The 20,798-nt window shown below is 65.4% G+C and carries 20 protein-coding genes; 12 read left to right on the top strand and 8 right to left on the bottom strand.

The window, feature by feature from the left end; genetic code table 11:
- The first annotated feature begins 276 nt into the window (after positions 1 to 276).
- Entirely contained in the window at positions 277 to 1,395 is a 1,119-nt protein-coding gene (locus tag HMJ39_RS00425) for a putative solute-binding protein (protein WP_228462067.1), read from the top strand.
- Positions 1,392 to 2,426 (top strand): putative solute-binding protein, encoded by a 1,035-nt coding sequence (locus tag HMJ39_RS00430; RefSeq protein ID WP_194295858.1) that lies wholly within the window; start codon positions 1,392 to 1,394, stop codon positions 2,424 to 2,426. Before HMJ39_RS00425 ends, HMJ39_RS00430 begins: the two co-directional genes overlap by 4 nt.
- An 84-nt stretch (positions 2,427 to 2,510) precedes the next feature.
- Here HMJ39_RS00430 and HMJ39_RS00435 read toward each other — a convergent pair whose 3' ends face one another.
- Entirely contained in the window at positions 2,511 to 3,878 is a 1,368-nt protein-coding gene (locus tag HMJ39_RS00435; RefSeq protein ID WP_194295859.1) for an ABC1 kinase family protein, read from the bottom strand.
- Between the two features lie 295 nt (positions 3,879 to 4,173).
- Between HMJ39_RS00435 and HMJ39_RS00440 the strand changes: the two genes are divergently transcribed.
- The 3 genes from HMJ39_RS00440 (at position 4,174) to HMJ39_RS00450 (ending at position 8,708) form a co-directional block, all read left to right on the top strand.
- Complete coding sequence (locus HMJ39_RS00440) at positions 4,174 to 5,139, top strand: hypothetical protein (RefSeq protein WP_228462068.1); 966 nt, start codon at positions 4,174 to 4,176, stop codon at positions 5,137 to 5,139.
- Positions 5,140 to 5,224: 85 nt separating this feature from the next.
- Positions 5,225 to 6,229 (top strand): putative solute-binding protein, encoded by a 1,005-nt coding sequence (locus tag HMJ39_RS00445; RefSeq protein WP_194295861.1) that lies wholly within the window; start codon positions 5,225 to 5,227, stop codon positions 6,227 to 6,229.
- Between the two features lie 151 nt (positions 6,230 to 6,380).
- The gene (locus tag HMJ39_RS00450) at positions 6,381 to 8,708 is read left to right on the top strand and encodes a TRAP transporter large permease subunit (RefSeq protein ID WP_161385242.1); all 2,328 of its coding nucleotides are present in this window, start codon (positions 6,381 to 6,383) and stop codon (positions 8,706 to 8,708) included.
- A gap of 106 nt (positions 8,709 to 8,814) precedes the next feature.
- On the opposite strand, the gene HMJ39_RS00455 is transcribed toward HMJ39_RS00450, so the two are convergent.
- On the bottom strand, positions 8,815 to 10,644 hold the full coding sequence (locus tag HMJ39_RS00455) for a long-chain-acyl-CoA synthetase (RefSeq protein WP_194295862.1): 1,830 nt from the start codon (positions 10,642 to 10,644) through the stop codon (positions 8,815 to 8,817).
- A gap of 185 nt (positions 10,645 to 10,829) precedes the next feature.
- On the opposite strand from HMJ39_RS00455, the gene HMJ39_RS00460 reads away from it, so the two are divergent.
- From HMJ39_RS00460 to HMJ39_RS00475, 4 genes are all read left to right on the top strand, one after another.
- Positions 10,830 to 13,178 carry a TRAP transporter large permease subunit gene (locus HMJ39_RS00460; RefSeq protein ID WP_194295863.1) on the top strand — a complete coding sequence of 783 codons (2,349 nt, stop codon included), beginning with the start codon at positions 10,830 to 10,832 and terminating at the stop codon, positions 13,176 to 13,178.
- A gap of 99 nt (positions 13,179 to 13,277) precedes the next feature.
- Positions 13,278 to 13,433, top strand: coding sequence for a hypothetical protein (locus HMJ39_RS00465; protein ID WP_194295864.1), 156 nt, complete (start codon positions 13,278 to 13,280; stop codon positions 13,431 to 13,433).
- A 3-nt stretch (positions 13,434 to 13,436) separates the two neighbouring features.
- On the top strand, positions 13,437 to 13,784 hold the full coding sequence (locus HMJ39_RS00470; RefSeq protein ID WP_194295865.1) for a PilZ domain-containing protein: 348 nt from the start codon (positions 13,437 to 13,439) through the stop codon (positions 13,782 to 13,784).
- A complete protein-coding gene (locus HMJ39_RS00475) occupies positions 13,781 to 14,521 on the top strand; it encodes a class I SAM-dependent methyltransferase (RefSeq protein WP_161385249.1) in 741 nt (246 codons plus the stop codon). Before HMJ39_RS00470 ends, HMJ39_RS00475 begins: the two co-directional genes overlap by 4 nt.
- A gap of 91 nt (positions 14,522 to 14,612) precedes the next feature.
- Here the strand turns inward: HMJ39_RS00475 and HMJ39_RS00480 are convergent, their stop codons facing one another.
- The 5 genes from HMJ39_RS00480 to rnd are packed head-to-tail and all read right to left on the bottom strand — an operon-like array spanning position 14,613 to position 17,267.
- A complete protein-coding gene (locus tag HMJ39_RS00480) occupies positions 14,613 to 15,062 on the bottom strand; it encodes an HIT family protein (protein ID WP_161385250.1) in 450 nt (149 codons plus the stop codon).
- Entirely contained in the window at positions 15,059 to 15,424 is a 366-nt protein-coding gene (locus HMJ39_RS00485; protein ID WP_256245056.1) for a hypothetical protein, read from the bottom strand. Before HMJ39_RS00485 ends, HMJ39_RS00480 begins: the two co-directional genes overlap by 4 nt.
- 29 nt (positions 15,425 to 15,453) lie before the next feature.
- On the bottom strand, positions 15,454 to 15,891 hold the full coding sequence (locus tag HMJ39_RS00490; RefSeq protein ID WP_161385252.1) for a YcgN family cysteine cluster protein: 438 nt from the start codon (positions 15,889 to 15,891) through the stop codon (positions 15,454 to 15,456).
- Positions 15,884 to 16,186 carry a YcgL domain-containing protein gene (locus HMJ39_RS00495; RefSeq protein ID WP_161385253.1) on the bottom strand — a complete coding sequence of 101 codons (303 nt, stop codon included), beginning with the start codon at positions 16,184 to 16,186 and terminating at the stop codon, positions 15,884 to 15,886. The genes HMJ39_RS00490 and HMJ39_RS00495 overlap by 8 nt, the downstream gene beginning before the upstream one ends.
- Before the next feature lie 7 nt (positions 16,187 to 16,193).
- Complete coding sequence (rnd, locus tag HMJ39_RS00500) at positions 16,194 to 17,267, bottom strand: ribonuclease D (protein ID WP_194295866.1); 1,074 nt, start codon at positions 17,265 to 17,267, stop codon at positions 16,194 to 16,196.
- A gap of 68 nt (positions 17,268 to 17,335) precedes the next feature.
- Between rnd and HMJ39_RS00505 the strand changes: the two genes are divergently transcribed.
- The 3 genes from HMJ39_RS00505 (at position 17,336) to gpmA (ending at position 19,710) form a co-directional block, all read left to right on the top strand.
- A complete protein-coding gene (locus HMJ39_RS00505; protein ID WP_194295867.1) occupies positions 17,336 to 18,061 on the top strand; it encodes a type IV toxin-antitoxin system AbiEi family antitoxin domain-containing protein in 726 nt (241 codons plus the stop codon).
- Complete coding sequence (locus HMJ39_RS00510; protein WP_194295868.1) at positions 18,058 to 18,885, top strand: nucleotidyl transferase AbiEii/AbiGii toxin family protein; 828 nt, start codon at positions 18,058 to 18,060, stop codon at positions 18,883 to 18,885. Before HMJ39_RS00505 ends, HMJ39_RS00510 begins: the two co-directional genes overlap by 4 nt.
- 78 nt (positions 18,886 to 18,963) lie before the next feature.
- A complete protein-coding gene (gene gpmA / locus HMJ39_RS00515; RefSeq protein ID WP_161385255.1) occupies positions 18,964 to 19,710 on the top strand; it encodes a 2,3-diphosphoglycerate-dependent phosphoglycerate mutase in 747 nt (248 codons plus the stop codon).
- A 91-nt stretch (positions 19,711 to 19,801) separates the two neighbouring features.
- Here the strand turns inward: gpmA and HMJ39_RS00520 are convergent, their stop codons facing one another.
- Entirely contained in the window at positions 19,802 to 20,797 is a 996-nt protein-coding gene (locus HMJ39_RS00520; protein ID WP_194295869.1) for a lipase secretion chaperone, read from the bottom strand.
- Position 20,798 lies beyond the last annotated feature (1 nt).

Below are 20,798 nucleotides of genomic sequence, written 5' to 3' on the forward strand. Positions count from 1 at the left end.
CCCCTTTCAACTTGCAACTTGCAACTTGCAACTGGCGCCTCGCCAACGGCACGGCCCTTCCTCCAGCACGGCCCGCTTCTAGCTTAACCTTCGTGGCGCCCCCGTTGACCCCGGCGCCATCCGCCCCCGTCAAGCCGGTATCTTCACGCCCGGCCCACCGTGTTTAACTCGCTTAAAACCCCTCTAAAAACAAAAGCAGGGATTGTTATGCGTCGTTTTACCCTGATTTTAATTGCACTGATTCTGTCCTCATTTTGCGCGGTCAGCGCGCAGCAAATGCAGCTGAGTAACGAGCAACGCCAGGCGATGGAAAAACTCCTGCCCGGCGTCACCATCGACGATCGCGTGGTGCGGGGCCTGGCGGACATTTATTATTCCCGCGATATGCCGGTGCGGGTCCGCCTGAAGGCGATCAGCAAGCTGGTGGGCATCGACCAGATGCCGCCCGGTACCGCCCTCAGCCGCAAAATCTGCATCTGGGACATTGCCGGCCGCGCCGGCCCGGTATTCCAGGCCGCCATGGACCAGCGCGCCATGGCCCAGGAATACGGCATCAACCTGGAAATGGTGCCGTTCACCAACGAAACCGTGATGGTCGAGGAGCTCAAGGCCGGGCGCTGCGACGCGGCGCTGATGAGCGGCTTCCGCGCCCGCCTGTTCAACAAATACACCGGCACCATCGACTCCATCGGCGGCGTGCCGGACAACAAGCACATGCGCACCCTGCTCAAGGTGCTCGCCCACCCCAGCCAGGCGGATAAAATGGTGCAGGGCGAGTACGTGATCATGGGCATGTTCTCCGGCGGCGGCGTGCACATCTTCGTCAACGACAAACGGATCAGTTCCCTGGCCAAGGCCGCCGGCAAAAAGGTGGCGGTGCTCGACTACGACCAGACCCAGGCGGAAATGGTGGCCGGCATCGGCGCCACCCCGGTGCCCTCCGACATCGTCAGTGCCCCCAATAAGTTCAACAACGGCGTGGTGGACATTCTCGCCGCGCCCCTGGTGGCCTATGAACTGCTGGAACTCTACAAGGGCATGGAGCCGGACGGCGGCATCGTCGACTACCCCATCGCCCAGCTGAGCATGCAGCTGGTGGGCCGGCTGGACAAGTTCCCCAACGAGATCGCCCAGCTGGTGCGCGAAGCCTCCTTCGAGGCCTACGACCGGGTCCGCGAGCGGGTCAAGATCGAGGAGGACCGGGTACCCGACCGCTGGTGGATCGACATCCCCGACAACGAAAAACGGGTCTACGAGAGCATGATGCAGGACGCCCGCGACGTGCTGCGCAAGGAAGGCTACTACGACGGCGAAATGCTCGACCTGCAACGCCGCATCCGCTGCAAGTTCGATTCGTCCCGGGGCGAATGCGCCGGCGCCGGAGGCGGTTCATGAAGGCGGTTCTGCTCAGCGCCCTGTTGATCCTGGCCGGTGGCCTGGCGGCGCCCGCCGGGGCCGACGACCGGCCCCTGCGCGAGCGCCTCGCCGACCGCCGCGAGGTGAACATCTGCATCTGGGACCTGGTGGGCCGCCACGGCCCCATCTTCAGTGCCGCCCAGGACCAGACCACCCGCTTCCTGAAATACGGCATCAAGGTGAACCTGGAGCCCTACACCGACGAGCGCGTGATGGTGGAGGAGCTCAAGGCCGGCCGTTGCGACGCCGCCCTGATGACCGGCATGCGCGCGCGCCTGTTCAACCAGTACACCGGCACCATCGATTCCATCGGCGGCCTGCCCACCCAGGAACACCTGCGCATGCTGCTCAAGGTACTGGCCGACCCGCGCTCGGCGCCGCGCATGACCCAGGGCGAGTACGTGGTGCTGGGCGTGGCGCCCGCCGGCGGCGCCTACATCTTCGTCAACGACAAGCGCATCAACACCCTGGGCAAGGCCGCCGGCAAGAAGGTGGCGGTGCTGGATTACGATCCGGTGCAGGCGGAAATGGTGGGCGACCTGGGGGCCGCGCCGGTGCCCACGGACATCGTCCATGCCCCGGGGCTGTTCAACAACGGCGTGGTGGATGTGCTGGCCGCGCCGCTGGCGGCCTATCAGCTGATGGAGCTGTACAAGGGCATGAAACCGGACGGCGGCATCATCGACTACCCCCTGGCGCAGATCACCCTGCAGCTGGTGGGCCACCGGGACCGGGTCAGCCCGGAGCTGGCGCAGATTACCCGGGAGCTGTTCTTCGAGAGCTACGACGACTTCCTGGGCCGGGTGCGCCAGGAAACCCGGGTGGTGCCGGAGCACTGGTTCGTGGACATCCCCGAGCAGGACAAGCGCGAGTACGAGGTGATGATGCGCGAGGCGCGCCAGGAACTGGAACGGCGCGGCTATTACAGCGCCGACATGCTGGCATTGCAGAAGCGCATTCGCTGCAAGCTGGATAACACCCGCGCGGAATGCTCCGACATCAAGCGGTGAAATCGGTGGCCGTTGATCGCGACTGAAGTCGCTCCTACAGCGGCCTGTCGTAGGAGCGACTTCAGTCGCGACGCGCAGTAAAGCTCAATGCAACGGCTCGTCGCCGCCGGGCAACTGGTCCAGGGCGCCGAACATGTCCACCCGCTGGTCATTGAACATGTCCAGCTCCGGCGCCAGCGCCTGCACATAGCGGTCGAAATACAGGAACTGCTTGAGCAGCAGCGCGAACTCGCGGGGAAAACGAATGCCATGTCCCTCGCCAATGCGCACCAACTCGGTGAGCAGCTGATTTACCTCGCGGTCGTTGCGGTCCGCCTGCACCAGGGCGCTGGCGTCCACGTCGGTGAGCCGCTCCTGGAGCGCGCCGATGTCCCGGGCCAGGGCCTGCACGTCCACTTCCTCCCGGGTCATGCCCACCATGGCCATGGCCCGCGCCATGGATTCCACGTCGCCGTTACCGATGGCCTCGAACAGCTCCATCATGCCGGCCCAGGTCTCTCGCCGGATGCGCCCCACCATGCCGAAGTCGATGAAACCGACGCGGCCGTCTTCCAGCAGCATCAGGTTGCCGGCGTGCAGGTCGGCGTGGAAGAAATCGCACAGCATCAGACTGGAGAACCAGGTGTTCAGGGCGGTGACCAGGGTGCCCGCCGGGTCGTCGGTGTAGGCGCGCAGCACCTCCAGGTCGGTGAGCGGCACGCCGTGGAAGCGCTCCATGGTCAGCACCCGGGCGGTGGTGTGGGAGGCGATCGGCCGGGGCGCCACCACCGCGGTATTGCCGGTTTCCGCCAGGAAACGATTGAACGCCTCCAGGTTGCGGGCCTCCTGGAGGAAATCGCATTCCTCGATCATGCCCGCCTGCAGTTCCTCCACCACCCCGGACAGGGCGGATCGGGACAGCCCCGGCGCCAGGGACTCGATCACCCGGGCCGAGACATAGAGAAAGTTGAAATCGGTGAGCAGCACGTTGCGCACGCCCGGGCGCTGCACCTTGATCACCACCTCGGCGCCGTTGCGCAGCCGGGCGGCGTGCACCTGGGCAATGGAAGCGCTGGCCAGGGGTTGCGGGTCCACCCATTCAAAGGCCTCCCCCAGGGATTTGCCCAATTCGCTCTCCACCATCTCGCGGATGTAGTGAAACGGCATCGGCGGCGTGCGGTCCAGGCACTTCTGGAACTCCTGGACGTACTCCTCCGGAAACAGGGACGGCGAGCTGGCGATGAACTGGCCCAGCTTGATGTAGGTGGCGCCCAGGGATTCGAAGGTATGGCGCAGGCGCCGGGGCAAGGCGTCCCGGTCGCCGAGCAGCCAGCCGGCGCCCTGCCGGCCCACCACGCCCAGGGTTTCGAAAATACGCAGCGCGCCCCGCGCGGTGTTGCGCACCAGCGCCAGGCCTTCCCGCTCCCGGGACAGATCCTGGCGCCCCGCCTTGAGGGTGGGATCCTTGGTCATCACTTTTTTCGAACTCCGCGACAAGTTCCTTGAAGGCATTGGCTGTTTTGACATCAGAGCCGCGACCCAGGGTCATTATCACCAACGGGCCTCAAATTCATCATCTCAAGGCTAGCATCATGTTTGTAATGACTTACAGGCATTTATGTAATTGGCGCTTGTGCCAACTCGGAGCCGCTCTGTATGTTGCTCCGTACCGGTGTTGGTGCCGAGAGAACAATAAAAAGGAGCTCAAGGAATGCGTTCTCTAGTCGATAAACTTGTACGTTCCTCACGTCTTATTCTGGCGGGGGGGATGATCACCGTGCTGTCAGGCTGCGCCATGGTCTGGAAAAGCACCGGTGATATCCTGGTCACCTTCGGCGAAGCCGAAATGGCGCCCCACCTTCTCGCCTACGACGATATCCGCATGGGGTGCATCACCGGCGAGGCTCAGACCCCGCTCCTGATGTCCTTCGAGGAAGTGGGCTCCTGGCCGGAAAAACTCGGCGTGATGACCTTCACCACCGCCGCCGTCTGCGTCGAGCAGATGGCCCTCGAGGAAGAACTCCGCTACCAGCGCGAAGTGCGCGCCGGTAACGTCTCCGCCGCCCAGGACGCGCGCATCGCCCAGAAGCGCCTGTCCGCCACCGCCGCCAAGCGCCTCTACAAGGCCTTCCGCATCATGGACGAGAAGTACGGCCCCCTCGAGGAAGGCCAGTGCCCCCGTCTGCGCAAGGACTTCGACGAACTGGTATGGCTGGTGGGCAACGTGGCCGGCGTCCAGGCCCTGGTGGCCGACGGCGTGGCCGACGGCACCGTGGGCGTGCCGCGGGACATCGTCGCCAAGGTCGAGCGCCGCATGAAGTGCCTGGACAACGAAAAATGGTGGGGCGCCCCCATGGCCGTGCGCGCCACCATCTGGTCGATTCTGCCGCAGCTGGCTCCGGAAGGCGCCCAGCCCTGGCAGACCCTCAAGCAGTCCGAGAAGATGGGCTTCGAACAGGGCGTCCGCCTGAGCAGCGCGCTGTACGCCATGAGCGCCTACAGCAAGGGTGACAACCAGCGTCTGCGCGAGGCGATCCGCAACTTCGCCGCCAACGACCAGAACCTGGACCCGGACTACGCCATGATCGACACCATCGCCGCCCTGCTGGTGACCGGCCTGTCCGATCGTCTGTGGACCGAGAACACCGGCAAGCGTACTCCGCTGAGCGGCCTGGGCACCTTCTGGGACGACCAGCCGGACGAGCCGGAAATGGACATCAACGACCTGCTGTAAGCTCCAACGCCTTCAGGAGCGGGACGCTTTCCCGAGCCCGTCCCGCTCCCATTCCACAAGAAGTATCTGCAAGGAGAGAACCGTGATGCGCGTTTTCAAGACTTTTGCCCTGGCCGCGGTGGCCTCGCTGGGCCTGGGCGCGGTTTCCGCCCAGGCGGCGGAGCAACGCAGCCTGTGTGTATTCGACATCATTGGCGCCAACGGTGACGTCTATAACGTCATGAAGGACCTCAAGACCCAGGCCGCCGGTTGGGGCGTGGATCTCAAGCTCAAGCCCTACACCGACGAGAAAATCGCCGCCGAGGACCTCAAGGCCGGCCAGTGTGACGGCGCCGTGCTCACCGGTCTGCGGGTGCGCCAGTTCAACAGCTTCGCCGGCAGCATGGAAGCGATCGGCGCGATCCCCACCTACAAGGAACTCAAGACCGTGATGCGGGTGCTGGCCAGCGACGCCCCCTCCATCACCAGCAAGATGAAGTCCGGCTCCTACATCATGGGCGGCATGATTCCCATGGGCGCCGCCTACCTGTTCGTGAAGGACCGCGAGATCGACACCGTCGGCGAGCTGTCCGGCAAGTCCATCTCGGTGATGGAGTACGATCCGGCCCAGGCCGAAATGGCGTCCAAGGTGGGCATGTCCCCGGTGCTGTCCGACATCACCAACTTCGCGGGCCGCTTCAACAACAACTCCGTGGACATCTGCTTCGCGCCGGTGGTGGCCTACTCCGCCCTGGAACTCTACAAGGGTATGCAGCCGGACGGCGGCATCATCCGCTACACCCTGGGTCAGCTGACCACCCAGATCGTGCTGCGTCAGGATCGCTTCACCGAGGAGTTCGCGCAGAATTCCCGCCAGTTCATGCTCGGCCAGTTCGACCGCGCCATGAACGTGATCCGCAACGCGGAAAACGAAGTGGACGACAGGTGGTGGATCGAGATCCCGGAGCAGGACAAGCTCCGCTACGACGAAATGCTGCGTGAAGCGCGGCTGGAAATGACCCAGGACGGTATTTACGACAAGGAACTGGTCGGCCTGCTCAAGAAGGTACGTTGCAAGTACGAACCTTCCCGGGCCGAGTGCACTCAGTGACCGATTCCGGTCACCGACCCGCGGGGCCCCTCCGGGCCCCGCTTTTCTTTCCCCTCACTCCGTATCGCGGATAGCGCTGCCGCGAGCGGACCAACCGGCGCCCAGGCGCCCCGATGCCGCCCCTGGCGACACGAATTACACCGGGTGAACAATGGATAAACCGACTTTTACCGTGGCCAAGCGATCGGTGGGTGAATGGCTCTCGTCCCTGCCCACCCTTTTTATTCTGCTGATTGTCATCTTTCTTTCTTCCGGCCAGATCATCCATTCCCAGTTGCTGAAAATAGGCGAAGCAACCTGGGACGAGTACTTTCTGCTGCGTGGCGCGGGCATGGTCCCCGAGCCCACCTGCAACCCGGATCCGGACATCAACCAGCGGGTGCGCGAGGTCGCCGAGAAGCGCCGCGCCGAGGCCCAGGACGACCCGCTGGCCGATATTCTCGGCGGCTCCGAAGTGGATGAAGACGCCATACGCAACTCCCTGGAGGCCTCCCGCGCCAATTGCCGGGGCAAATGGGAACGCTACCGGACGGTGGAGGAAAAGGTCACCCCCGGGGTGATCATGTTCCGCAACGTGGAGGGCACCGTCGCCAAGGTGGTGTCCACCCTGGGCGACTACAAACGGCTGTTGCTGTGTTTGCTGGTGATCATCTGCGCGGCCACCGCCACCCTCGCCCGCCACCATATTTCCCTGCGGCCATCGCGAACCCGCAAGGACCATTACATCTCCACCATCGCCCAACTGTGCGCCAACGGCCTGTTGCTGTTGTCCGCCGCCGTCTACCGGGCCAAGGACGTGGAGGCCATGGACGCCGGCGTCACGGTGGGCAACTTCTACCTGCACGGCTTCTGGATCGCCGGCTTCGCGCTGCTCACCGCCGCGTCCCTGCTGCAGCTGATCAAGCCGCCCAAGGATCTTGAGGACGGCGGCTCCTGGCCCAAGGCGTTCCTGACCATTCCGCTGTACACCTTCATGTGTCTGACCGCCTCGGCGCAGTTCATGATGCAGGGCTACTACCACGGCATCAGCGTCTATCTGAACATGATGATGGAGCTCTCCACCCTGTTCCTGAATCTGGCGCTGTACATCTGGATCGGCATGCTGCTCAAGCAGACCAAGCTGGCCCACCTGGTGTTCGACGTGCTGCGGCCCTGGAAGATGTCGCCGGAACTGATGTGCTTCGTGGTGCTGGCCGTGGCGGCCATCCCCACCGCCTACACCGGCGCCTCCGGCATCTTCGTGATCGCCGCCGGCGCCACCATCTACCAGGAACTGATCCGCGTCGGCGCGCGCAAGCAGCTGGCCCTGGCGGCCACCGCCATGTCCGGCTCCATGGGCGTGGTGCTGCGGCCCTGTCTGCTGGTGGTGATCATCGCCGCCCTCAACAAGAGCGTGACCACCACCGAGCTGTTCGCCTCCGGCTACAAGATCTTCTTCCTGAGCTTGTTCCTGTTCTTCATCTACAGCCAGTTCGCGCGCACCTCGCCGGCGCGCATCGCGCCGTTCTCCGAGGCGCTGCCGCGCAGCCTCAAGCGGCTGGTGCCGCTGATGCCCTACGGCATCATCGTGGGCGCCATCCTGGTGCTGTTCAGCGACCTGCTGGGCCGCCACCTGGATGAGTTCTCCGCGCCCATCATTCTGCCGGTGATGCTGCTCGGCGTGCTGGTCTACGAGAAGCTCAGCAAGCACCTGCTGCACCTGTTCAGCCTGTTCCTGGTGCCGATGCTGTTCCTGTCCTTCCAGGGCATCTGGGAGGGTTACCAGGCATTGAGCACCGGCACCACGCCGGCGGGGGTGTCCCCGGCGGAGCTGGAGGACATTCTGTGGGCGGAGTTCTGGCGCAATCTGGTGCTGGGCGGCTTCCTGGTGGTCCACTATCTGGTCAAGACCGGGGATCAGGACCCGCACTACAAACCGGAAGCCGGTGTCTCCGAGAAGATGGAAGGCGCGCTGCGTCTGGCCACCAACGAAACCACCGGCCACATCGGCGCGCTGCTCATGCTGATGGCCCTGTCGGTGAGCACCGGCGGCATCATCGAGCGTTCCGGCCTGCTGGAAATGCTGCCCGAGACCTTCCCGTCGATCTGGATCGCCATGGGCATCCTGGTGGTGACGATGGTGATCATCGGCATGATCATGGACCCCTACGGCGCCGTCATCCTGGTGAACGCCACCATCGCCCAGGTGGCGTTCGACAACGGCATCGCGCCGCTGCACTTCTGGATGATCACCCTGGTGGCCTTCGAGCTGGGGTATCTGACACCACCGGTGGCGCTCAACCACCTGTTGACACGACAGGTGGTGGGCGACGACGAGGTGGAAAGCGCCAAGCTCAGTACCGGCAGCTTCTTCCGCCGCTACGAGAAGTTCATCCTGCCGATCGCGGTGATGCTCACGGCGTTGTTGATCGTGTCCTTCCTGCCGCTGATCTCCGACGGCCTGCACGAGTGGCTGTTCCAGAAGATCCAGGCGGGTTGATCCCTCCCCTCCCACCGACCAAAAAAACGCGGGCTCCGGCCCGCGTTTTTTATGCCTTATCGGGTATTCGGGGCCGTGTCCTCCATCATGGGCGCGTCCCGGCGTTCTAGAGGCGGTATTCACCACCGTCGATGGCTTGCTGGATCTCCGGTGTGAGGGGCTGGTAGCGGTGCTCGCCGGGCAGCAGCACGTAGACCGGGTCGTCCACCCGCTCCAGATCGTACTTCTCTTCCTTCAGCGTGTTTTTCTGGTGCTTGAAGGTGCCAGTGGTTTCCACGCCGCCGTCGGTGACGCGCAGGAACACCGGGATCGCGTAGGGCGGCAGCTCGCGGCCCAGGTAGGCACTCAGGCCGGCCCAGTCCGCTTCGCCGTGGGGCCGGTCCAGGCGCAACTCCGCCATGCCGGCGCGGCCGTCGGTGGCGGGGATTTCCACGCCGTAGACCACGGATTCGACGATCTGCTCGAAGCCGTCCAGGATCTGCTCCACTTCGGTGGTGGAGACGTTTTCGCCTTTCCAGCGGAAGGTGTCGCCCAGGCGGTCCACGAACTGGGCGTGGCGGAAGCCGATGTCGCGCATCATGTCGCCGGTGTTGAACCAAGCGTCGCCTTTCTTGAACGCGTCCCGAAAGATCGATTTCTCGGTTTTTTCCGGGTCGGTGTAACCGTCGAACGGGGTCTTCTCGGTGATCTCGCCGAGCATCAGGCCGGCTTCGCCTTTGTTCACCCTGATCATGTGGCCGTTCTTGTCGCGCACCGGCTGGTCGGCTTCCTTGTCGTACTTGACGATGGCGTAGCCTACCGGCGAGAAGCCCACGGTGTTGTCGAAGTTGAACACATTGGTGAACGCCACGTTGCTTTCCGAGGCGGTGTAGAACTCCGCCACGCGATCGATATCGAAGCGCTTCTTGAAGGCTTTCCAGATGCCGGGGCGCAGGCCGTTGCCGACGATGGTGCGCACCGGGTTATCGGCGTCGTCCGGTTTTTCCGGCTGCTCGTGCAGGTAGCGGCACAGCTCGCCCACGTAGCCGAAGGCGGTGCAGTCATGGCGGCGCACGTCCTGCCAGAAACGGCTGGCGGAGAAGCGCCGGGCCAGCACCAGGCCGCCGCGCCCGGCGATCACCGAGGCCCAGCACACCACCAGGCCGGTGGCGTGGTAGAACGGCAGGGTGCAGTAAAGCCGGTCGTGGGCGTCCAGACGCACCGAGGAAAAACCAAACCCGCCGTAGGCTTTTTCCCAGCGGCCGTGGTTGAACACCACCGCCTTGGGGAGGCCGGTGGTGCCGGAGGTATAGATGTAAAAAAGCGGATCGCGCAAAAACGTCCGCTGGCTGCTGGCCGGGTTATCGCTGGCGCGATGGCGGATCGCCTCGGCCAGGTTCACATAGCCCTCCGGGGCCTCGCCCGGGTCCGCCAGGGTGTCGTGGTCGGCGAAGTAGAGAAAATGTTCCTTCAGATCCAGCCGGTCGCGCACCTCACGGATCGCCGCCACCTGCTCGGCGCCGATGATCGCCGCCTTGGGCGCCACCAGATTGAAGCTGTGCACCAGCACCTTGCCACGCTGGGAGGTATTGAGCAGCGCCGCGCACACGCCCAGCTTGGCGCAGCCGATCACCGTGGCCAGCAGCTCCGGCCGGTTCTCCAGGTTCACCGCCACGGTGTCGCCCTTTTGCAGGCCGATGGCGGCCAGATAATCGGCGATGCGATTGGCCCAGCCGTTCAGGGTGGCGTAGGTGAAGGCGCGCTCGTCCTGGATCAGGGCGATGCCCGCCGGATGCTCCGCCGCCACCCGCTCGATGGCCACCCCGAGCCCCACCGGGCGGCGGGTATCGGTGAGCTTGCCCAGGCGCGCGCCCTTGATCAGAGCGGGCAGATTGCCGACCACCTCCGGCACCTTGGTGAGCAGCTTGGGCAGAGTAATAACGTCCCCATGACGCATGGCGTTTCCCCATTTCTTGTTGTGTCGTGGATGGCGTTGACCCTTTGAACGGCCGCCGGGGGTAACTCGGTCAATCGCTTCATTGCGGCGTTGGGGACGAAGCTATAGCATGAAAGTTTATAGTTGTACACATAGCAAAAAGACGACAATAAAAACCGATAACGATAAAAACAAGGACCCTCTTCATGGAGAAACGGACCCCGACCTTCCTGCGCCGCTCGCCGCAGGAATGGCTCTCCTCGCTGCCCGTGCTTCTGCTGCTCCTGGTGGTGGTGTTTCTGTCCTCCGGGCAGATCATTCATTCGCAGATGCTGAAGATCGGCGAGAACACCTGGGAAGAGTATTTCCTGCTGCGCACCGCCGGCCTGACGCCGGCGCCGGAGTGCGACCGCGACCCGAACATCGACCAGCGCGTCAACGAGATCGCCGAGAAACGCAAGGCGGAAGCGGACTCCGACCCGCTCGGCGATCTGCTTGGCGGCGGCGCCGTGAACCGGGACGCGATTCGCGACTCCCTGCTCGCCACCCGCGCCAATTGCCGCGCCAAGTGGGACCGCTACCAGACCGTGCAGGACAAGGTCACCCCCAGCGTGGTGGCGTTCCGCAATATCGAGGGTGGCATCGCCACCCTGGTGGCCACCCTGGGGGACTACAAGCGCTTGCTGCTCGCCCTGCTGCTGCTGATCTGCGCGGCCACCACCACCTTCCAGCGCCACCACATCGCCCTGCGCCCCTCGCGTACCCGCAAGGACCATCTGATTTCCAGCCTCGCCCAGGTGGTGTCCAATTCGCTGCTGCTGATCTCGGCGCTGGTCTATCGCGGTTCGGACCTGCGCGCCGCCCAGGCCGGCGTCACCGTGGACGCGCTCTATCTGCATTCGGTGTGGATCGCCGGTTTCGCCATTCTCACCGCCGCCGCCGTCTATCAGCTGGTACGCCCGCCGCGCGGCCTGGAAGAAGGCGGTTCCTGGGGCAAGGCGCTGCTCACCATTCCGCTGTTCAGCTTCATGTGCATCTCGGCGTCGATCCAGTTCTACGGCCAGGGTTATTTCCACGGCGTCAGCGTCTACATGAACATGATGATGGAGCTCTCCACCCTGTTCCTGAATCTGGCGCTGTACATCTGGATCGGCATGATGCTCAAGCAGACCCGGCTCACCCACATCGTGTTCGACGTGATGCGGCCCTGGAATCTGTCGCCAGAATTAATGTGCGTGGTGGTGCTCGCCTTCGCCGCCGTGCTCACCGCCTATACCGGCGCCTCCGGCATCTTCGTGATCGCCGCCGGCGCCACCATCTACCGGGAACTGATCCGCGTCGGCGCGCGCAAGCAGCTGGCCCTGGCGGCCACCGCCATGTCCGGTTCCATGGGCGTGGTGTTGCGGCCCTGCCTGATCGTGGTGGTGATCGCCGCGCTCAACAAGAACGTGACCACCGCGGAGATGTTCTCCGCCGGCGGCAAGGTGTTCCTGCTCAGCCTGCTGGTGTTCTTTATCTACAGCCAGTTCGCGCGCACCACGCCGGCGCGCATCGCGCCCTTCGGCAAAGCGCTGCCCGCCAGCCTCAAGCGCATGGTGCCATTGATGCCCTACGGCATCGTGGTGGGCGCCGTGGCGCTGTTCTTCAACGACCTGCTGGCCCGCCAGCTGGACGAGTTCTCCGCGCCCATCATCCTGCCGGTAATGCTGCTCGCGATTCTGATCTACGAGAAATTCAGCCGCCACGTGGTGCATCTGTGCGCCCTGTTCATGGTGGCCATGCTGGTGTTGTCCTGGCAGGGCGTGTGGGAGGGCTATCAGGCGCTCACCGCCGTCGGCGACGGCGCTCTGCCCGCCAGCGCTCTGCCAGGAAGCATGGCACCCCAGGAACTGGAAGCCGCCCTGTGGAGCGACTTCTGGCGCAACCTGCTGTTCATGGTGTTCCTGCTGGTCACCTACCTGGTGCCCGGCGACCGGGACCCGCACTACGCGCCGGAGGAAGGCGTGGCGGAGAACTTCGAGGGCTCCATGCGCTTCGCCACCTCGGAGACCACCGGCCACATCGGCGCGCTGCTCATGCTGATGGCCATGTCCATGGGTGCCGCCGGCATCATCGAGCGCTCCGGCGTGCTGGAGGCGCTGCCGGAAACCTTCGGCTCGATCTGGATCGCCGCCGGCTTCTTCGTGGTGGCCCTGGTGCTGGTGGGCATGTTCATCGACCCGCTCGGCGCGGTGATTCTGGTGAACGCCGCCATGGCGCCCATGGCCGAAGCCAATGGCATCAGCTCGCTGCACTTCTGGATGATCGCCCTGGTGGCTTTCGAGCTCGGTTACCTGACGCCACCAGTGGCGCTCAACCATCTATTGACGCGACAGGTGGTGGGCGACGACGAAGTGGAAAGCGCCAAGCTCAAGACCGGCAGCTTCTTCCGCCGCTACGAGAAGTTCCTGCTGCCCATAAGCGTGATGCTCACGGCGCTGCTGATCATCGCCTTCCTGCCGTTGATCTCCGATACCGTGCACGGTTGGTTGTTCCAGCGCATCGAGGCGGGCTGAAACCATCGCGGCTGAAACGATACCCCCGGGCGGGTTTTCTCCGGCCCGGGGATATTGGATACTCTCGTGACAATGTCATCCAGCCGACACGAGGTCGCCATGAACCGCCCGGAACCCCAGCGTGCCGGAGGCCGCCCCACCGAGCCCCTGCCCAAGTCCTTCAAACCGGCGCTGACCCTGCTCGGCGTCCTGTTCCTGGTTACCGCCGGCACCGCCGTGGCCGCCGCGGTGGTGGACCGCCTGATCTACGGCTGAACCATGGCGACTCGGAAAGAACACCGCCATCACCCCCGCCATCGCGCCCCTCGCGGCGTCGCCCTGACGCTGCGCCGCGAGGCCGGCGACGATGAGGAGCCACTGCACCTGCTGTGCCGGGACGTATCCCGCAATGGCCTGGGCGTCGCCTTTCCCCACCCCATTACCCCGGACACCGACGTGGAAATCTGGGTGGCCCTGCCGGAGCGGCCCGCGCCGCTGCACCTGTTCGGCACCGTGGCCTGGTGCGCCGCGCCGCTCGGCCACTGGCGCGCCGGCATCGCCCTGAACCTGGAACGCGGCGACGGCGGTGCCTGGGAGGCCCGCTTCAACGGCCCGGACCCGCAATGAGCGGCGCCGGCGACCGTCCCCTGTTCGGGCGCGGCGATCGCTACCAGAGCCATCGCCCGGATTACCCGCCGGCCCTGTTCGCCGCCCTCGCGGGCCAGGCCCCCGGCCAACGTCGCGCGCTGGATCTGGGCTGCGGCAGCGGCCAGGCCTGCCGCGCCCTGGAGCCCCATTTCCAGCGGGTGCTGGGCATCGACGCAAGCCTGGATCAGGTGCGCGCCGCCCCGCCCGGCGCCAGCCGCTATCTGGTGGCCCGCGCCGACGCCCTGCCCCTGGCCGACGGCGGGCTGGATCTGATCACCGTGGCCCAGGCGCTGCACTGGTTCCCGCTGCCCGGCTTCTTCCACGAAGCCGGCCGGGTGCTGCGGCCCGACGGCCTGCTGGCGATCATCAGTTACGGGCTGTGCACCGTGGAGGGGCTGGAGGGCCTGGTGGAGGATTTCCACGACCGGGTGCTGCGGCCCTGGTGGCCGGCGGCCCGCTGGCAGGTGATCGACGGCTACCGCAGCATCACCCTGCCCTGGCCGGAGCGGACGGTGGCGGCGCCGGAGGCCATCGAGCGCCGCTGGACCTGGCGGGACATGGTCGGTTACCTGGATACCTGGTCGGCGCTGGTGAAAGCCCGCGCCGCCGGCAAGGACCCGCTGGTGACGTTTCTGCCGTTGCTGCGGGCACGCTGGGGCGAACAGGAAAGGACCGTGCGCTGGCCGCTCCGCCTGCGCTGCTGCGCGCGGCCTTGAGGCGCCGTGCCGGCATCATCGCGACTGAAGCGGAACGCCGCCCGCTCGCTCCTACAAAGGCCCGCACTGTAGGAGCGACTTCAGTCGCGATTCAGGATTTGGGGAAATGCTCGGCGAGCAGGCCGGCCAGCCGGTCCAGCCGGTTGCGGCGCTTGGCCAGGCCGAAGATATTCATCATGCGGGTGCCCCAGGTCAGGGCCGTGGCCAGGGTGTCGCCACCCCGGCGCGGGATCACGTGCACGTGCACATGGGGCACGTGCTGGTTGGCCTCGCGGCCGTCGTTGACGATCACGTTGTGGGCCAGCACATCCAGGCCGGCCCGCTTCTGGGCGCGGATGGTGCGCCGCGCCAGTTCGAACAGGTGGGCGGTGAGGTCCGGCGACAGCTCCTGCAGCAACGCGTGGTGCTCCACCGGAATCACCAGGCAGTGCGCCTCGCGCACCGGGAACAGATCCAGCAGCACCATGGCCCGCTCGTCGCGGTACACCACGCTGCCGGGCAACTCACCGGCGAGGATGCGACAAAAGACGCAATCGGTCACTCCACCTCCGCGTCACCGTCATCGTAGGGCCCCGGGCCGTACTTGCGATGGCGCCGCCACAGCTCCGCCAGCGCCACCAGCAACGCCACCACCACCATGGCCAGCAGCGGGCCACCGGCGCGCCAGGAACTCATTTCCTCCTGGAACAGGCCGTCGAACAGGGCCGCCACCCAGGCCGGCGCCAACTGGCCATGCTCCGGGGACACCGACCAGGGCGTCAACAGGAAAGCGGCGCTCACCGCGCGCAGCGGCAGACGCACCGAGGTCATGAACGGCCGGGTGATGTACCACAGCACGAACAGCACCCCCACACTACCCAGCAAATAGGCGAACCATCCCCACATATAGGCTTTCGTCGTCACGATTACTCCAAAATTCGATCGGGGCGGCGTTAGCCCACCCAGTGAACAATATGCTCTTCCAGGTCGTCCTCGGCCACCCCCCGCTCGGACACCACCCGGCCGGTCACGCTGATGCCCGCCTCGCGCACCGACTCGGCGCGACCGGAAATCAACGGATGCCAGGCGGCCAACGGCAGACCGTTGGCGCGGCGCCGGTAGGCGCAGGTGGCGGGCAGCCAGCCAAAATGCCGCGCCACCTGGGGGGTCACCGGCATGCAGTCGGGCACGTAGCGCTGGCGTTCCGGGTATACGGTGCACCGGCAGTCGGCCTGGTCCAGATAGGCGCAAGCCACGTCGGTGAAAGCCACCTCGCCGCTGTCCTCGTCCTGAAGTTTAACCAGACAACAGCGTCCACAGCCATCGCAAAGCGCTTCCCATTCGTCCTCGTCCAGGTCTTCCAGCGGCAATTCCCAGAAACGCTCACGCATGGCGAGGGCGATCCGGGTGGCCCTCGGCCAGGTACAGGTCCTCGTCCGGCGGCGGCGGCATCTGCAGGTAGAAGCCCTGCTCGCGGATCCGCGCCATCACCTCGTCCACCCCGGCGCGGGCCAGCGGGCGGCGCGGGTCGAGAATCATGTCGGTGACATGGCGCGGCGCGCCGAACTGGTTGATCAGCGCCTCCGGCAGATCCTTGAGGCCCTTGGCGCGCTCCACGTACAGGTACATGCCGTCCCGGCGCGGACTCTTGTAGATGGAACAGAACAGTTTGCCTTCCAGGGTCATGACGGTCTCACAGTGATTCGAGCAAAGGCCGGGCCACCAGGTCGTGGCGCCAGCCGGTAAGGGGTTCGGGCAGCCGCTCCGGATCGCGCACCAGCGCTTCCAGCCAGCGCCGGCGCACCAGCACGTCGGGCTTGAGCGCCAGGTCGTCGGCGATCCGCGATACCTCCTCGCGCAGCCTCTTCACGGTCTGGCGCTGGGCCGGCTCCAGGGGCCCGGGCAGCGGCGCCGGCGGCGTCGCCCCGGCGGCGTCCGAGGCCAGCGCCAACACCGTGTCGCCGTCCCGGCGGATCGCCTTGGGGTGCATGCCCAGCTCGCGCAGCCTCTCCCGGGACAGCGAGCGCGCCCGGCACAGATCCAACAGGGTATTGTCGCGCAGCACGAAGCCCTTGGGCAGATCCCGCTCCCGGGCGGTGTCCTCGCGCCACTGGGCGAGCGCCTCCAGCACCGCCAGCTCCTGGCCGCGCAGCGCCCCGGCGCCCTTCACCTGGCGCCAGGCGTCGCCGGGCTCGGCGCGCTTCAGAGCGTCCTCGCGCAACCGCGCGCACTCCTCGTCCCACCAGGCCGCCCGGCCCAGCCGCGTAAGATCCTCGCGCAGGCCCTCGGCCAACTCCGGCAGATACTTCACGTCGTCCTCGGCGTAACGCAACTGCTCCTCGCTGAGCGGCCGTTTGAGCCAGTCGGTCCGGGTGGCGCCCTTGGGCAGGCTCACGCCCATGCGGCTCTCCACCAGCCGCTGATAGCTGAGCTGCATGTCCTCGCCGGTGAGCGCGGCGGCGATCTGGGTATCCTCCACCGCCGCCGGATAGGCCCCGGAAAACGCCGCCAGGGCTTCCAGATCCTCCGAACAGGCGTGCATCACCAGCGGCCGGTCCGCCAGCGCCGGCGCCAGATCCGCCGCCGCCACCCGGGTGGTGTCGATCAGGCGGATCGCCTCGCCGTCATGCACCTGCACCAGCGCCAGACGCGGGTAGTAGGTGCGCTCGCGCATGAATTCCGTGTCCAGGTAAAGCGGCGCCCCGGCGGGCAGGCGGGCGGTCCATTCCCCCAGCGCCTCGGCGCTGTCGCACCAGATATAGGTCATGTCGATCCATGGCTTGCCAATGATCCCGCGCATTATACGGATCGGAGCCGCCCCCCGAAACGCGGCTCATGGCAGGCGCCTTGCCGGCAAACCGTATTGCTTATGCATACTTAATCGGATATTTTCCGATTAATCAATCAAATATTTCAATTCATATGCTTGAATTCCAACTTCAACGATTCGGCGTCGTTCCTTTCAACCATGGTGCCTTGCTGCCTCTGTTGAGCCGCTACCGGCGACCCAATGACAAGATCGCCGAATGGATCAGACAAGGCGTCCTGATCCCGTTGAAGCGAGGCCTTTATGTCGTGGGAAGCCCTTGGCGCCAGGGCGAGCTCTGCCCGCCACTGGTCGCCAATCACCTCTACGGGCCCTCCGGCGTATCCTTGGAGTACGCCCTGGCCTGGCACGGTTTGATTCCGGAACGTCCGCATGAGGTCACATCGGTGACCCCTCGCCGCGGCCGGCGGTTCGAAACCCCGCTTGGCCGCTTTTCCTACACCAGGCTGCCCACTGACCTGTTTCCCATCGGTCTGAGGCAGGAAAGCCTGCCCGGCGGGCCCACCTTTCTGATCGCGGGCCCGGAGAAAGCGCTCTGCGACAAGATAGTGCTGACCGGCAACCTCAGGATCACAAGCGCATCCGCCATGCACGCTTTCCTGTTCGAGGATTTGCGCGTAGATGAGGACATGCTGGAGGGTATGGAGTTGTCGGTGATCGAGCACTATGCCTCCGCCGGGCACAAAACCGGCCCGTTGAAAGCATTGCTGAAGGTGTTGGAGGAAGCCTCATGAAGATCATCGAGCAAATGCTCGCCCGCTACCCCCGGGAAGAACGCGACCACGCGATGCGCGAAGTGATGCAGGAAATCGCCCTGGCCGCTCTTCAACGGTCAGGCTTTTTTGCGAAGGCCGCTTTCTATGGAGGAACCTGCCTGCGCATTTTCCATGGACTGCCACGCTTTTCCGAGGACCTGGATTTTTCTCTGTTGGCGCCGGAGCCCGATTTTTCCCTGGCACCTTATTTCAAGGCCCTTGAGCAAGAATTTTCCGCCTTCGGCTTTGACGTGGAAATATCCCGGCGCGACAAGAAAATCGAATCCGCCGTGGTGTCCGCTTTCCTGAAAAAGAACACCAGCATTTACGATGTTCGAATCACCGGCCAACGCACATTGAAGATCAAGTTCGAGGTGGACACCGATCCCCCGGGGGGCTTCGCCACCGAGGAAAAACTCCTGGTTCAGCCCTATTCCTTCTACGTCAAATGCTATGCCCTGCCGGACCTGTACGCCGGCAAAATGCACGCGTTGCTTTTCCGCCGCTGGAAGAACCGCGTCAAGGGACGAGACTGGTTCGACTTTGAATGGTATGTCCGGCAACACGCGCGGCTGAATCTGAAACACCTGGAGGAACGGGCCCGGCAAAGTGGTGACTGGCGGGACGGCGAAATGACCTCAGCGGCGCTCAAAACACTGCTCGCCGACAGAATCCGCGCCCTTGACGTGGGACTGGCGAAAAGGGATGTGAGGCCGTTTATCCAGTCCGCCGGTACACTGGACATCTGGTCGGCCGACTACTTCCTTGATCTGGCCGACCAGATGCTTTTCCAGTCCGCCTGAGCCGGCCTACAACGCGTGGGCTGGTTTCTGGTACCATTCGCCGCCGTTACGATCACGGAAACCGCACAGGAACCGCCCATGAGCACCAAACTGGTACTGGTCCGCCACGGCCAGAGCGTCTGGAACAAGGAAAACCGCTTCACCGGCTGGAAGGACGTGGATCTCACCGAGCAGGGCCGCGAGGAAGCGCGCCAGGCCGGCGAGCTGCTGAAGGAAGCCGGCTTTGAGTTCGACATGGCCTACACCTCGGTGCTCAAGCGCGCCATCCGCACCCTGTGGACCATCCTCGACGGCATGGACCAGATGTGGATTCCGGTGACCCGGGACTACCGCCTCAACGAGCGCCACTACGGCGCCCTGCAGGGCCTCAACAAGGCCGAGACCGCGGAGAAGTACGGCGACGAGCAGGTGCTGATCTGGCGCCGCAGCTACGACACCCCGCCGCCCAAGATGGACCGCGACGACGAGCGTTACGCCGGCCGCCTGCGTGTCTACAAGGACCTGGACGAGGACAAGATCCCGCTGTCCGAAAGCCTCAAGGATACCGTGGCCCGGTTCCTACCCTACTACCAGGCGGAAATCGAGCCCCAGGTGCGCGCCGGCAAGCAGGTGCTGATCTGCGCCCACGGCAACAGCCTGCGCGCCCTGGTGAAGCACCTGAGCGGCATCTCCGACGAGGACATCGTCAAGCTCAACATCCCCACCGGGATTCCCATGGTCTACGAGCTGGACGACGATCTGAAGCCGATCAGGAACTACTACCTGGGCGACGAGGAAGCCGCCGCCAAGGCCGCCGAGGCGGTGGCCAACCAGACCAAGGGATGAGTCGAATCGCGACTGAAACCAATCGCGACTGAAGTCGCTCCTACAGCCGAATTTACGCTGTAGGAGCGACTTCAGTCGCGATCACCCGGCGTCACCGAATACGGTCCAGGGCCTCCACCCGGCGCCGCTCCCGTTCGTCGAACAGCCGCGCCCGCAACGCTTCCACCTGGGCGTCCCGGTCCGCCGGCGCCAGCCCGCTGTCCAGAATCGCCCGCCGCTGCTCGCGGTACTCATCGTAACGCCGCTGCCATTCGGCCCGCCGCCGGTCCAGGTCCGCCAGCCGTTCCGCCGCCTCGGCGCCCAGTTCCCGCTCGCGCAGTTGATACACCCGCGCCTCGGACGCGCCCTGCTCGCGCAAACGCGCCACCTCCGTCGCCACCGACACCGGCCGCCGCGAGGCCGCCACCATCTCGCGCACGTCCGGCGGCAGGCCGGCCTCCAGTTCCTCCACCCGGGCCGCCTTCTCGGCGGCGCTCAGCGACGGGTCCTCGAGCACCGCGCGGCGGTCCAGGGCAAAACGGTCGTAACGGTCCCGGAAACCGAAGAACGCCTCCCGGGCGGCGGCGTCGAACCAGCGCCGGCGCAGGCCCTGGCGCTCTTCCAGGCTGCGCCGCAGGGCGGCGGTGTCGTTGTCCGGACTCTCCAGCTCGCGCAGCGCCGCCCGGTAGCCAGTATAGCGCTCGAACAAATCCCACGCCTGGCGGGCCGCCCGGGGCGGCAACACGGTGTCCAGATGGGCCGCCACCCGACCGCGCAGCACGTTCAGATCCTCCTCGCCCAGGGCCGACAGGAAATAATCGAAGCGCCGCCGCACGCCCTCGGTGACCACCAGATCCCCATGGTCGTCCACCCGCAGTTCGCCGTCCGGTTCGGTGCCCCGCCAGCTGGCCGGCTCGCCATCCAGCTTGGCGCCCCGGGCCGCGAAGGTGGCGAAGTCCGACGATCCCTGGAACGCCGGCCCGGCGCCCTGGCCGGACGGCGCCGCGCCGGGGGCCGGGGCCGGGCCGCCGGCGGCGCCGTCGAGCCACCACCAGGCCGCCCCGGCCGCCACCAGCAGCGCGCTCAGCGCCGCGATTCCGATTCTCATC

The sequence above is a fragment of the Alloalcanivorax profundimaris genome, assembly GCF_015265435.1.
Classification (GTDB): Bacteria; Pseudomonadota; Gammaproteobacteria; order Pseudomonadales; family Alcanivoracaceae; genus Alloalcanivorax; species Alloalcanivorax profundimaris.